Origin of the sequence: Solimonas fluminis (assembly GCF_002930645.1) — a bacterium.
In the GTDB taxonomy this organism is placed as follows: Bacteria; Pseudomonadota; Gammaproteobacteria; order Nevskiales; family Nevskiaceae; genus Solimonas_A; species Solimonas_A fluminis.
In genome coordinates, this window is sequence record NZ_PSNW01000013.1 from 65,840 (window position 1) to 78,766 (window position 12,927).

The following is a 12,927-nucleotide window of genomic DNA, read 5'->3' on the forward strand; positions in this document are numbered from 1 at the left end:
CTTCGTGATGACACGATAAAGGTGAAGACCATGCTTATCAGCACCTTCGCGATGACACCATGAGCGCCGTGATCGAGGTGGAGCGGCTGGTGGCCCGCTACGGCGAGCACACCGTGCTCAAGGGTATCGACCTGCAGGTGCAGGCTGGCGAGATCATGGTGATCATGGGCGGTTCGGGTTCCGGCAAGAGCACGCTGCTGCGCCACCTGCTGGGCCTGCAGGCCCCGTACTCCGGGCAGGTGCGCCTGCTGGGCGAGGACATCAATGCCATCCCCCCGCAACGGCTGGTGGAGCTGCGCCGAAAGATGGGCGTGGCCTTCCAGGGCGGCGCGCTGTTCAGCTCCATGACCGTCGGCGAGAACGTCATGCTGCCGCTGCGCGAGCACACGCGGCTGGACGAGTCGACCATGCAGATCATGATGCGGCTCAAGCTCGACATCGTGAACCTGGCGGGCTGCGAGAACCTGATGCCGGCGCAGCTTTCGGGCGGCATGATCAAGCGTGCGGCCATGGCTCGCGCCATCATCATGGACCCGCGACTGCTGTTCCTGGACGAACCCAGTGCCGGCCTGGACCCGGTGGTGGCGGCCTCGCTCGACGAGCTGATCCTGAAGCTGCGCGACGCCACCGGCATGAGCCTGGTGGTGGTGACGCACGAGCTGGACAGTGCCTTGAAGATCGCCGACCGCATTGCCGTGCTGGACCATGGTGACATCCTGGTCTGCGGCAGCGTGGCCGAAGTCCGTGCCAGCTCCAGCGAGCGCGTGCAGGCCCTGCTCAACCGGCGTATCCAGCCGCTGGAACTCAACCCCGAGGAATACCTGAAGCGCCTCACCGGTGTTCCGGTGAGCGGCGGAGCGACGGCATGATCAACAGCAAGTGGAACCTGACCCTGGTCGGCGGCTTTGTGCTGCTGGCGCTGGCCAGCCTGGTGCTGACGCTGGCGCTGCTGGCCGGACGCACCGGCAGTACCGACACCTACTACACGCTCTACTCCAACGTCACCGGTCTCAAGTTCGGCTCCAAGGTCCTGTTCGAGGGTTACCCCGTGGGCCAGGTGGAAGAGATCGAGCCCTTCGAGCATCAGGGACAGATGCGCTTCCGTGTGCGCCTGTCGGTGATCGAGGGCTGGAAGATTCCCAGCGACAGCATCGCACGCTCCACCGCCAGCGGCGTGCTGGCGCCGCAGACCATCGAGATCTCCGCCGGCGCCAGTCCCCAGCCCCTGTCGCCGGGGGCCACGATCACCGGCGGCGGCGCGGGCGGGCTGATGTCCACGGTGGAGGGGCTGGCCGGCAATGTCGACGAACTGACCGACGAGGCCCTGCTGCCGCTGCTGAAGAACCTCAACCAGCAGGTGACCGTCCTGGGCACGATCCTGCAGGAGGACATCCGGCCGCTGGCGCAGAACAGCAACAAGGTCATGGCGGCGGCGGCGACCCAGGTGCCGCAGATCCTCGGCAACCTGGAGCGCGTCAGCCGGCGCACGGAAAACATGCTGTCGCCGCAGCGTGTCGAGGCGCTGGGCCGTACGATCGACAACGCCGACCGGACCCTGGCGAGCCTGCGCAGCGGCAGCCAGCAGCTCGAGCAGGCGACGCCCGATGCCCTGGCCGCGCTGCGCGAGCTGCGCCTGACGCTGGAGAGCCTGTCGCGGCGCTCCGAGTCGATCGCGCAGAACGTCGAGAGCAGCACGCGCAACCTGCAGGAATTCAGCCGCCAGATCCGCCGCAGCCCGGGCACCCTGCTGCGCGCGCCCGAACCGCCGCGTGAAGACGGCCCGCCGCCCGAGGTGAAACCATGAGGATGCTCCTGCCGATCGCCCTGGCGGCCCTGCTCGCCGGCTGTCTCTCGGTGCCGACTCCGCCCCAGGAGGTCTACTACCGCCTGGAGCCGCCGCCGCCGGCCGCGCTGGGCGCCTTCGCGCCGCGCGTCGTGGTGATGCCGTTCAGCGCCCCCGGCGTCTATGCCGAGCGTCCGCTGCTGTGGGCGCGGGGGCCGGCGCTGCGCCAGTACTACCGCCACTTCTGGGCGGAGTCGCCCGGCCTGGAACTGCACGGGGCCCTGGTGGACAGCCTGCGGGCGGCCGGCGCGGCCGAGGTGTACACCGCGGGCAACCGCGTGCGCGGCGATGTGTCGGTGCAGCCGGCGATCCGCCAGCTGGAACTGCAGACCGAGGGAGTGCGCCGCGCCGTGTTGTCCCTGGAGTTCCTGATCAACGACCGGGACGGACGCCCGCTGCGCAGCCTTGTCCTGGAGGGCGAGCGGCCCTTGCCCGCGGATGCGGCACCGGAGGCCTATGTCGCCGCCGTGAGCCAGTTGGCCGGCGAAGCCTTCGCCCGCCTGGCGCGCGAGCTCTGGGCGCTGCAGCCGACGCTTGCCGCCGCCGATGCCGAAGCTTCGGCTCCGCCGCCCTGAGCTACCTCATCAGCCGCCGCGCGGCGTCCGCCAGGACGTTCTCGTAGATGGCGTCCGGGGTCGTCGCGCAGTCCAGCGCGACCTGCTCGTAGAGCTGCGGCAGGGTGCGCAGCACGCGCGCCTTCACTTCGGCGCTCTTGCGGCTGGCCGCGGCGAATACCAGGTCGCCGCTGGTGCGGAAGACCGGCAATTCGCCGAGGCTGCGCTCCGGCGTGGCCGCGCGGAAGGCCGCCACTTCCGCGTTCAGGGCGGAGCAGGGCTGCTGCATCAGGGACTGAAGGGCGGTGCTGCTCGCGGTGGGGGGCTGGGCCAGGCGGAAGTCCACCGGCAGGCGCAGCAGGGAGGTGACGGGCCGGCCGTCGGGGCCCGGCTTGGGCTTGAACTGCCACTGGCGCACGGCTTCCAGCGCGGATTGGTCCAGGGCGGGGTAGCCGGAGCCCTGGAACACCGTGACCGACCCGGCGCTGCCGTCCACCAGCACCTGCACGTCGAGGATCACGCGCCCTTCATGACCGGCCAGCCGTTCTGCCTCCGGGTAGACCGGAGCGACGTTGACGGGGGCAGCCGGTACCGCCGCTGCAGCGGCAGGGACGGGGGCAGGCACGAGCGGTTGCGCCGCGGCGGCGCCGGCGATCAGCATCAGGGACAGCAGGGTTCGCATCGGCTCGCAGCCCTTCCTCGGGAAACCGCGCGCATCATGCCATGGCGCCTGGCCCGCGCGACCGTGCAGCGGAGGACAATCGCTTGCCGAAACCAGGTCCACGCCCGGGCATCGCGGCGATCCTGGTGGCGTCAGCAGGCCCTGGAGCGCCCGAACGTCCCCTGCACCCGGTAGCGGACCGCGCCGCAGTGACCGCCGCCCTGGTGGCTCACGCCGGATTCTCCTCGTTCTGCTGGTACTGGCCGCTGCGCGCGACCGGAGGATCCGCAGGCACGCAGCGCATGCGGGCATTGGCCAGGGTGATCCCGCGCACCATCACCTGCCGCCGGGCTTCCACGACGAAGCCATGGCGGGCGAAGAAGGGTTCCGCGGTGAGACTGACATCGGCGAACAGGACGCCGATGCGGCGGCGTGCCGCTTCGGCCAGCAGGTGACGCATCAGGGCACTGCCTACGCCCTGGCCGGTGTGCCCGCCGGCGACGAAGAACTGGTCGATGTAGCCGGAGTCCTGCAGGTCGGCGTAGCCGGCGATGCGGCCTTCGACCTCGGCGACAAAGGGCCGGTTGCCCCGGATGCGATTGCTCCACCAGTCGTGGTCGTATTCGCGCGGCGCCCAGGCGTCCAGTTGTTCCGCCGAGTAGTTTCGTTTCGCGCGCTGGTGCACCGAGGAGTGGAAGACCTCGCGCAATGCCCCCTCTTCACCGGGACGATAGGCGCGGATCAGCATGGCCGGTCCCTTGCCTAGGGCGGCGGAAGGCCGTCGAAGAAATCGACCTTGCCGGTTTCCAGGGAGTACTCGGCGCCCACCACCAGAAGGCCATCGTTGCGGACCAGGCTCTCCAGGATCTCCGAGCCCTGCCGCAACTGGCTGACGGACACCCGCACGTTGGCGCGCACGGCCTCGCGCAGCAGTGCCGTGCGGTCCTGGCGCAGCGGCGAATCCATCAGCGGCGAGACAGACGGACGGATGCGATCGACGATGGTGCGCAGGTTGAGCGACTGCGTGCTCTCCGGGCGGGTGAGTTCGTCCACCGTCGCTTCCACGGCGCCGCAGCAGGTGTGCCCCAGTACCACCACCAGCCGCGTGCGGAACTTGGCTGCGGCGAACTCCACGCTGCCGATCTGCGTCGGCGCCACGATGTTGCCCGCCACGCGGATCACGAAAAGATCGCCCAGGCCCTGGTCGAAGACGATCTCCGCCGGCACCCGCGAATCCGAGCAGCCGAGGATGATCGCGAAGGGTTCCTGGCCATTGGCCAGCTGGTTGCGCCTCGCGGCCTCCGCGGCCGCATCCATGCTGCGGTCGCCGCAGACGAAGCGGTGGTTGCCTTCCTGCAGGCGTCTCAGGGCTTCCCTGGCGTCGATCAAGTCTGTCTACTCCGCAATTTCGTCATAACCCCGCCCGAGGAACTGCAGGAAGCAGTAGCCATGCCCGAACGGATCGGCCATCAGCGCCAGTCGCCCCCATGCATGCGTGGAAACCGGTTGCTCCAGCGCAGCGCCGGCTTCCAGGGCCGTCGCCACCGCGGCATCGATGTCTGCGGTGACGAAGTCCAGGTGAACCGGCGTCCAGTGGCGGCCGTAGCGCCGCGTTTCGCCCATGGTACCCGAAGCGGGGGACCCGGCCGGTTTCTGAAGCAGCCAGATCGGCGTCGGGCCGCCCAGCATTTCCAGGCTGCCATCGCCCAGGCGGCGCCCAGGCTTCAGGCCGAAGACCCGCGAATAGAAGCGCTCGGCCCTGCCGAGGTCGTCGACATCGAGGTTGACCAGGAAGTCCATGCATGCCTCCGGCACCGGCATCCCTGCGGCGCGGGGGACATCTTGCACGAGCGCGGCGGCGGAGGAAACCGCCGTGCGCGGTGCCGCTTACGGGACCGAGGACTCCAGCGAGCCGGCGCCTTGCGACGGGTCGCCGAACACGTCGCGGAAGCAGCACCAGGTGGAGGCCATCAGGATCGGCGTCAGTACCAGCAGGCCCAGGCCCAGGGGGATCATCGCCACCAGGGCCAGGACCATGGCGACGATGCCGTAGACCGCCAGGGCGCCGAGGTTGGCCGTGCCGGCGGCGAAGCTGAGCTTGAGCGCCTCCACCACCTTGGCGCCGCGGAACACCACCAGCCCCGGCGCGAACCAGGTGGCCAGCGAGAAGACCACGATCATCGCCAGCATCAGCAGGCCCGTGACGATGGTGCCGATGCCGAAACTCAGGTCCTGCATGTCGCCGGACATGACGGCCGTGCCGAAGGCCAGGATCATCATCAGTGCCACCGCCAGGCCCATGACGATGGCGATCAGCAGGTAGGCCACGCCGAGCATCAGCAGGGGCTCGCGCAGCGGCGCCTTGAAGCCGGAGAGGAGGCTGTCGAGGCTCAGCGGGCGACCCTGGCTTTGCTCGCGGGCGCCCAGCAGGACGCCGCCGAGCACCATCGCCATGCAGAGGTTGATGGCCAGCGAGCCGATCACCGGGATCAGCGACAGCAGCATCGCCGCCACCACCCAGAGCACCAGGATGCCGATCCACAGCAGCGGCGCCTGCTTGAACAGCGCGAAGCCATCGGAGATCCAGGCCAGGCCGCGGCCGGCGGAAACCTTGCGGAAAGCAGCGTCGGACATGGTCGATTCCCTGACTCGTTGTGGTGTGTCCGCATGCTACGCCATGCCGGGTGACGCGCAAGCGACAAGCGGGAAGCCGTTCACAAAAAAAGGGGGCGCGGCATCGCCGCGCCCCCTTTTGGGTGCCCCTGGATCAGCGTCCGACCAGCGAACGCGCAATCACTTCCTTCATGATTTCCGAGGTGCCGCCGTAGATGCGCTGGATGCGCGCATCGGCCCAGTAGCGCGAGATCGGGTACTCGGCCATGAAGCCGTAGCCGCCGAACAGCTGCAGGCAGGCGTCGGTGACGCGGCCCTCCATCTCGGTGGTGGCGAGCTTGATCATCGCCGCGGTCGGAACGTCGAGCTTCTGGTCGGCGTACTGCGCCACGCACTTCTCGGTGAAGGCGCGATGCACCTCGATGTCGGTCTTGATCTTGGCCAGCTCGAAGCGGGTGTTCTGGAAGCTGGCGATGGTCTGGCCGAAGGCCTTGCGCGTGGTGACGTACTCGATGGTCTTCTCCATCGCGCCCTGGGCGTGGCCGATGGCGCTGACCGCCAGCACCAGGCGCTCGCGCGGCAGTTCGTCGATCAGGTGGCCGAAGCCGCCGCCGATGCGGCCCAGCACGGCGGAGGCCGGCAGGCGCACGTTGTCGAAGAACAGTTCCGAGGTATCGGCCGAATGCAGGCCGATCTTCTCCAGGTTGCGGCCGCGCTTGAAGCCCGGCAGGTCGGTATCCACGGTGAACAGCGTGGTGCCCTTGCCGCCGGCCTTGGGATCGGTCTTGGCGGCCAGCACCACGACGCCGGCGTTCTGGCCGTTGGTGATGAAGGTCTTGGAGCCGTTGAGGACGTAGGTGTCGCCCTCCAGCAGGGCGCTGGTCTTCATGCCCTGCAGGTCGGAGCCGGCGCCAGGTTCGGTCATGCCGATGGCGCCGATGCATTCGCCGGAAGCCATGCGCGGCAGGTACTTGCGCTTCTGCTCCTCGGTGCCCAGGTGCAGGATGTAGGGCGCGGCGATGTCGGAGTGCACGGTGAGGTTCGAGGCCAGCGCCAGGAAGCCCATGCGCGCCGCTTCCTCCACGATCACGCAGGAGAACTCGAAGGGGGCGCCGATGCCGCCGTACTCCTCCGGCTGGTCCACGCACAGCAGGCCGGCCTCGCCCATCTTCAGGTAGAGGGACTTGGGCAGGATGCCGTCCTTCTCCCACTTCTCGTAGTGCGGTTCGACCTCGTCGGCGAAGAAGCGGCGGACGTTGTCGCGGAACAGCTCCAGTTCATTGCTCACGGTGTTTCCTGTACTCAAGGGTGAATGGAATCGGGATCAGGGGCAGGTCCTGCGCTTCATCGGGAAGCTCAGGCCCATCGGGCGGCCTTCGCTGGTGCCCTCCAGGCGCATGGTCAGCTTGTCGGGCGCGGCGTATTCGTAGGAGATCTTGCGCGGGAAGGGGCGGTCCGGGTTCTCGAACACCACGCGATTGGCCGCGACGCCCACCGAGTTGTAGCGGCTCTCCTCGCCGCCGTACTGCTGCGAGGTGAAGTCGAATCCGCCGCCGCCGCTGGTGACCAGGCGCATGAAGTCCCACTCGCGGGTATAGCCCTCGCCGATGCGGCGCGACAGGCCCTGCATGCTGTTGCCGGTGGGCGTGGTCCACTGTTCCTCGTAGACGCCGTCGGCGGTGTCGAAGCCCCAGCAGCCGCTCAGCCACTTGAACTGGGTGACGCGCAGGGCTTCTTCCTCCGCGGGCTTGGCGGCCAGCGCGGGCAGGGACATCAGGCTCAGGCTCAGCAGCAGGATCTTGCGCATGGCGGCTCTCGGGCGGTTCAGCGGTAGCGCGATTCGAGCAGGTCGATCTCGCGCACCAGCTTTCTGGAAATCTCGTCGGAAATCATCCGGTTCCGGGCCAGCGCGAAGATCGCCTCGCGCTCCGCCTGCAGGGCGGCCAGGCGCAGGGCGCGTTCCGCCTTGTCGGCCAGCCGCAGCTGCGCCGGGTCGGTGCCGGTGGGGACGACATCATGCAGCCGCTTCTGGTACAGCGCCAGCAGCCGTGCCGCGGCGCTGGCGTAGGCCTCGGCCTCGCCGACCTCGGTGGGCAGCTCGCGCTGGGCCCGTTCGATGGCCCGGACCGCCTTGCGCGCGGCGGCCATGCGGGCATGGTCTTCTTCCTGGTGCTCGGTCGATTCGGGCGGCAGCTCCAGCCCCTGCAGGACCCGGGGCAGCACCAGGCTCGCCATGACCAGCGACAGCAGGATCACCGCCGCCGCCAGGAAGACCACCAGGTCCCGGGCCGGGAAGGGGCTGCCGTCCGGCAGCAGCAGGGGCAGGGTCAGCACGCCTGCCAGGGTGATGGCGCCGCGCACGCCGGCCAGCGACATCGCGGCCACCAGGCGCCAGTGCGGCCGCTCCGGGCGTTCGCCACGCTGCCGCGCCCTCAGCAGGCTCCAGTGCAGCGAACCCCAGACCCAGGCCAGGCGCAGGAGGGCCAGGCCCGCGCTGATCGCCAGTGCGTAGATCGCCAGCCACCAGGGGTCGAGGTGTCCGGCTTCCTGCACCGAGTCCGCGGCGTCGCGCAGGATGCCGGGCAACTGCTCGCCGAGCAGCACGAACATGATGCCGTTGAGGGCGAACTGCACGGTGTCCCAGACGGCCGCCCGCTGTACCCGGGTGGTGGGCAGCGCGCGGCCGCTGAGCTCTACACGGCTCATGGTGATGCCGGCCGCCACGGCGGCGAGGATGCCGGAGGCCTCCAGGTGCTCGGCCAGCAGGTAGGCGCCGAAGGGTGTCAGCAGGCTGACCAGGATCGGCGAGCCGCTCTCCTCGCCGACGTGGCGCGACAGCCAGTTCTGCGCCCGCGAGATGCCCAGGGTGACGAGCACGCCGATGGCCAGGCCGGCCAGCGCCAGCCACAGGAAGGTCAGGGAGGCGGAGGCCAGCGAGAAGCCGCCGGTCATCGCCGCGGCCACCGCGAAGCGGAAGCAGACCAGGCCCGAGGCATCGTTGAGCAGCGACTCGCCTTCCAGGATGTGCATGATCCGCTTGGGGATCGGCGCGCGCGCCGCGATCGACGAAACCGCCACCGGGTCGGTGGGCGAGATGATCGCCGCCAGCGCGAAGGCCACCGGCAAGGGAATCGTGGGAATCAGCCAGTGGATCATGAAGCCGGCGCCGACCACGGTGAACAGCACCAGGCCCAGGGCCAGCTGCAGGATCACCCCGCGGTCGCGGAACAGGCCGCTCTTGGGAATGCGCCAGCCGTCCAGGAACAGCAGCGGCGGCAGGAACAGCAGGAAGAACACCTCGGGGTTCAGCACCACGCCCTGGTTGAACACCCCGGAAATCACGGCGCCCAGGCCGATCTGCACCAGCGGCAGGGGCAGTGAGAAGGGCAGCAGGCGCACGAGGTAGCCGCTGGCGAGCACCGCCAGCAACATTGCCAGGACGACTTCTATCGACTGCATGCCGCTCCGTCGCGGCCTGTCAGGGCCGCATCAGCCAATGTAGCGCTTCACCAGGTCGCCGTAGGCGTCGATCCGGCGGTCGCGCAGGAAGGGCCACCAGCGGCGCACGTTCTCGCTGCGCGCCAGGTCCACGTCCACCACCAGCACCTCCGCCTCCTCACCGGCCTTGGCCAGGAACTCGCCCTGCGGTCCGGCGACGAAGCTGTGGCCCCAGAAGCGCGAGCCCGGCCACTGCCCCGTGGGGTCCGGCTCGAAACCGACGCGGTTGGCCACCAGCACCGGCAGGCCATTGGCCACCGCGTGGGCCCGCTGGATTGTGACCCAGGCATCGCGCTGGCGCCCCTGCTCTTCGATAGGGTCCTGCGGATTCCAGCCGATGGCGGTGGGGTAGAGCAGCAGGTCGGCGCCGGCCAGCGCCATCAGGCGCGCGCCCTCGGGATACCACTGGTCCCAGCAGACCAGCACGCCGAGCTTGCCGACGCTGGTCTGGATCGGCGTGAATCCAAGGTCACCGGGGGTGAAGTAGTACTTCTCGTAGTAGCCCGGGTCGTCCGGGATGTGCATCTTGCGGTAGGTGCCCGCGATCTGCCGGCTGCGGTCGAAGACGACGGCGGTGTTGTGGTACAGGCCCGGCGCGCGCTTCTCGAACAGCGAGGTCACCAGCACGATCCCCAGCTCCTCGGCCAGCGCGCCGAACTGCGCGGTGGACGGGCCGGGGATGGTCTCGGCCAGGTCGAACAGCCTGGTGTCCTCGTGCTGGCAGAAGTACAGGCCGGTGTGCAGTTCCTGCAGCAGCACCAGCTGCGCGCCGCGTGCGGCGGCCTCGCGGATGCCCTGCTCGGTGGTCTTCACGGTGGGCTCGCGTTCGCCGCTGCAGCTCTGCTGCACCAGGCCGACGCGGAGAGTCTGGGTCTTGGCGGTCATCGGGGGCTCCTGTTCAGGCGGCGCTTCAGGCCGCGGCGGAGGGAATCTGCATGGTCACGCAATGCAGGCTGCCGTACTGGTGGATCAGGGTGCGGCAATCCACGCCGATCACCTCGCGCCCCGGGAAGCAGGGCACCAGGCGGCGCAGGGCCTCGGCATCGGTCTCCACGCCATAGGTCGGCACCAGTACGGCACCGTTCATGATCAGGAAGTTCGGATAGCCGGCCGGCAGGCGCTTGCCGGTCTCGTCGAAGATCGCTGTCGGCAGCGGCAGCGGCACCAGCCGGTAGGGCTCGCCGTTGGCCTGGCGCAGGGCCTGGAGTTCCGCCTCCATGGCCTTCAGGTCCTCGTAGTGCGCGTCCGAGGCATCGTCGCAGGCCTGGTAGGCGATGGTGGAGGCGTCGCAGAAGCGGGCGATGGTGTCGATGTGGCCGTCGGTGTCGTCGCCCAGCAGGTCGCCATGCTTCAGCCACAGCACGCGCCCCAGGCCGAACCAGGCCTTGAGCTTGGCCTCGATGTGGGCCTTGTCGAATGCGGGATTGCGAGTCGGCGCCAGCAGGCAGCGCTCGGTGGTCAGCAGCGTGCCCTGGCCGTCGCTTTCGATGCCGCCGCCTTCCAGTACGAAGCCGATCGACTCCACCAGCGTGTTCCAGGCCCCCTTGCGGGCGAGCTGCTGCGTCACCTCGTTGTCCAGGGTGGCGTCGAACTTGCCGCCCCAGCCGTTGAAGACGAAGTCCAGGTGGATGGGCTTGCCGTTGCGGAATACGGTGATCGGACCATGGTCGCGGGCCCAGACGTCGTCCGCCGGCACCGCGTACAGGCGCAGGCGCGCGCCCGGGCAGCCCGCAGCCAGCAGGCGCGCGCGCAGGCCTTCCACGTCCTCGCCGCAGGCCACGATCAGGTCCTGGAAGCGGGTGATGGCCGCGGCCAGGCGCAGGAAATTGTCCTCCACCGCCTCGAAGCGCTCGGCGAAATCGCCGTCCGGGCGCGGCCAGGTCAGCTGCACGGCGGATTGCGGGGCCCACTCGGCGGGCAGGATCACGGACATCGGCATCTCCAGAACGAGAAAGGGGCGCTTGCGCGCCCCCTTGGTACGGTACAGCGGCCCGCGATTCTAGGGGCTCGCGGGTTGCAATTCATCCTTGTTCTGTATCGGCATCGGCACGCCCTTGACCACCACGTCGATTACCGTGCTGCGTTCGAAGAACACCGAGAAGGCCGGGTAGTCCCAGCGCGTGATCGGCGGGTGCTTGGCGGAGCCGCCGCCCTTGGCCGGGTGCTTGGTGGAAGGTTCGCCGAACTGCTGGCTGACCGTGGCCATGGAGCTGCCGCGAGCCGGCACGCTGACCGTGGCAGCCGAGGCACTCTCCGGCATTGCCAGCACGTCGGCCTGGGCGGCACCGGCGAAGGCGCCGAGCGCAACTGCGAAAGCAAGCAAAGTTGTGCGCATAACTCACTGACCCCGATCAGTTTTGCCGCACTATAGCACCCTGCGGGATGGCGGCAACAGATGGCCGGCCCGCGAACCCTCCGCAGGGAACGCCGCGGTGCCGGCGCGGTCTGCCAAGCTGCCGGCCGGACGGCGTCCATGCTGTAATACCGGGGCCAGAAGACCCAGAAATGCGAAATCCATTCGAGCTTTACGCGGGGCTGCGCTACACGCGGGCCAAGCGGCGTAACCATTTCATTTCCTTCATTTCCGCTGCCTCCATGGCCGGCATCGCCGTGGGTGCCATGGCCCTGATCACCGTGCTGTCGGTGATGAACGGCTTCGAGCGGGAACTGCGCACCCGCATCCTCGGCATGGCCTCCCACGCCACCATCTCCGCCTTCGAGGGCGGCCTGTCCGGCTGGCAGGAGGCGGCGAAGAAGGCCGAGGCCCACAAGGAGATCGTCGCCGTGGCGCCCTACATCGAGGGCGAGGGCATGATCCGGGTCGGCGGCCAGCTGTCCGGCACCCTGCTGCGCGGCATCGACCCGGAGCGGGAATCCCGCGTCAACGAGGTGGCCCAGCACATGAAGGCCGGCCAGCTCGCCGACCTCAAGGCCGGCGAGTACCGGATCGTGCTGGGCTACGAGATCGCCCAGGCCATGGGCGTCGGACTCGGCGACAAGGTGGACCTGATGATCCCGCAGGCCAGCGTCACGCCGGCCGGGGTGCTGCCGCGTTTCCGCCGCTTCACCGTGGCCGGCGTGTTCCGGGTGGGCATGTACGAGTACGACCGCGGCATGGTCCTGATCAACCTGCAGGACGCCCAGGCCCTGCTGCGCATGGGCGACGACGTCACCGGCGTGCGCCTGAAGCTGCACGACCTGTTCGAGGCGCCGCGGGTGTCGCACGAGCTGGCCCAGGACATGGCCGGCATCTACTTCGTCTCCGACTGGACCCGCAGCCACGCCAACTTCTTCCGTGCCGTGAAGACCGAGAAGATGGTGATGTTCATCATCCTGTCGCTGATCGTGGGCGTCGCCGCCTTCAACATCGTCTCCACCCTGGTGATGGTGGTGCAGGACAAGCAGGCCGACATCGCCATCCTGCGCACGCTCGGTGCCAGCCCGCGCTCGATCATGGCCATCTTCATGGTGCAGGGCTCGATCATCGGCATCGTCGGCACCCTGCTGGGCGTGGTCGGCGGCGTTGCCCTGGCGCTCAACGTCGAACGCCTGGTGCCGCTGCTGGAGCTGCTGATGGGCGGCCCGGTGCTGGCGCCGGACGTCTACTACATCAGCGACCTGCCGTCCGAGCTCAAGTGGAGCGACGTCACCAAGATCAGCATCCTGTCGCTGAGCCTGGGCCTGCTGTCCACGATCTACCCGGCCTGGCGCGCCTCGCGCGTGCAGCCGGCAGAGGCGCTGCGCTATGAGTAGCCAAA

General features: G+C 68.9%; 15 protein-coding genes. 4 read left to right on the plus strand and 11 right to left on the minus strand.

Annotation, left to right across the window (positions count from 1 at the left end):
- Positions 1 to 59: 59 nt before the first annotated feature.
- The 3 genes from C3942_RS18800 to C3942_RS18810 are packed head-to-tail and all read left to right on the plus strand — an operon-like array spanning position 60 to position 2,418.
- A complete protein-coding gene (locus C3942_RS18800; protein ID WP_104231914.1) occupies positions 60 to 869 on the plus strand; it encodes an ABC transporter ATP-binding protein in 810 nt (269 codons plus the stop codon).
- Positions 866 to 1,804 (plus strand): MlaD family protein, encoded by a 939-nt coding sequence (locus C3942_RS18805; RefSeq protein WP_104231915.1) that lies wholly within the window; start codon positions 866 to 868, stop codon positions 1,802 to 1,804. The genes C3942_RS18800 and C3942_RS18805 overlap by 4 nt, the downstream gene beginning before the upstream one ends.
- Positions 1,801 to 2,418, plus strand: coding sequence for an ABC-type transport auxiliary lipoprotein family protein (locus tag C3942_RS18810; protein WP_104231916.1), 618 nt, complete (start codon positions 1,801 to 1,803; stop codon positions 2,416 to 2,418). The genes C3942_RS18805 and C3942_RS18810 overlap by 4 nt, the downstream gene beginning before the upstream one ends.
- A 1-nt stretch (position 2,419) precedes the next feature.
- Here the strand turns inward: C3942_RS18810 and C3942_RS18815 are convergent, their stop codons facing one another.
- From C3942_RS18815 to C3942_RS18865, 11 genes are all read right to left on the minus strand, one after another.
- Complete coding sequence (locus C3942_RS18815) at positions 2,420 to 3,079, minus strand: energy transducer TonB (protein ID WP_165797536.1); 660 nt, start codon at positions 3,077 to 3,079, stop codon at positions 2,420 to 2,422.
- Between the two features lie 208 nt (positions 3,080 to 3,287).
- Positions 3,288 to 3,806: a GNAT family N-acetyltransferase gene (locus C3942_RS18820; RefSeq protein WP_104231918.1), complete on the minus strand. Its 519-nt coding sequence runs from the start codon at positions 3,804 to 3,806 to the stop codon at positions 3,288 to 3,290.
- Positions 3,807 to 3,820: 14 nt separating this feature from the next.
- Positions 3,821 to 4,447: a carbonic anhydrase gene (locus C3942_RS18825; protein ID WP_104231919.1), complete on the minus strand. Its 627-nt coding sequence runs from the start codon at positions 4,445 to 4,447 to the stop codon at positions 3,821 to 3,823.
- Between the two features lie 6 nt (positions 4,448 to 4,453).
- Positions 4,454 to 4,858 carry a VOC family protein gene (locus C3942_RS18830; RefSeq protein WP_104231920.1) on the minus strand — a complete coding sequence of 135 codons (405 nt, stop codon included), beginning with the start codon at positions 4,856 to 4,858 and terminating at the stop codon, positions 4,454 to 4,456.
- 87 nt (positions 4,859 to 4,945) lie between these two features.
- Entirely contained in the window at positions 4,946 to 5,692 is a 747-nt protein-coding gene (locus C3942_RS18835) for a BPSS1780 family membrane protein (RefSeq protein ID WP_104231921.1), read from the minus strand.
- A 133-nt stretch (positions 5,693 to 5,825) separates the two neighbouring features.
- Complete coding sequence (locus tag C3942_RS18840; protein ID WP_104231922.1) at positions 5,826 to 6,959, minus strand: acyl-CoA dehydrogenase family protein; 1,134 nt, start codon at positions 6,957 to 6,959, stop codon at positions 5,826 to 5,828.
- A gap of 36 nt (positions 6,960 to 6,995) precedes the next feature.
- Entirely contained in the window at positions 6,996 to 7,478 is a 483-nt protein-coding gene (locus C3942_RS18845) for a DUF6265 family protein (RefSeq protein ID WP_104231923.1), read from the minus strand.
- A 17-nt stretch (positions 7,479 to 7,495) separates the two neighbouring features.
- Positions 7,496 to 9,130 carry a Na+/H+ antiporter gene (locus C3942_RS18850; RefSeq protein ID WP_104231924.1) on the minus strand — a complete coding sequence of 545 codons (1,635 nt, stop codon included), beginning with the start codon at positions 9,128 to 9,130 and terminating at the stop codon, positions 7,496 to 7,498.
- 30 nt (positions 9,131 to 9,160) lie between these two features.
- On the minus strand, positions 9,161 to 10,054 hold the full coding sequence (locus tag C3942_RS18855; protein WP_104231925.1) for a carbon-nitrogen hydrolase: 894 nt from the start codon (positions 10,052 to 10,054) through the stop codon (positions 9,161 to 9,163).
- Positions 10,055 to 10,079: 25 nt separating this feature from the next.
- Complete coding sequence (locus C3942_RS18860) at positions 10,080 to 11,102, minus strand: agmatine deiminase family protein (RefSeq protein ID WP_104231926.1); 1,023 nt, start codon at positions 11,100 to 11,102, stop codon at positions 10,080 to 10,082.
- 66 nt (positions 11,103 to 11,168) lie between these two features.
- A complete protein-coding gene (locus C3942_RS18865; RefSeq protein ID WP_207766147.1) occupies positions 11,169 to 11,492 on the minus strand; it encodes a hypothetical protein in 324 nt (107 codons plus the stop codon).
- A gap of 182 nt (positions 11,493 to 11,674) precedes the next feature.
- Between C3942_RS18865 and C3942_RS18870 the strand changes: the two genes are divergently transcribed.
- Positions 11,675 to 12,922 (plus strand): lipoprotein-releasing ABC transporter permease subunit, encoded by a 1,248-nt coding sequence (locus C3942_RS18870; RefSeq protein ID WP_104231927.1) that lies wholly within the window; start codon positions 11,675 to 11,677, stop codon positions 12,920 to 12,922.
- Positions 12,923 to 12,927 lie beyond the last annotated feature (5 nt).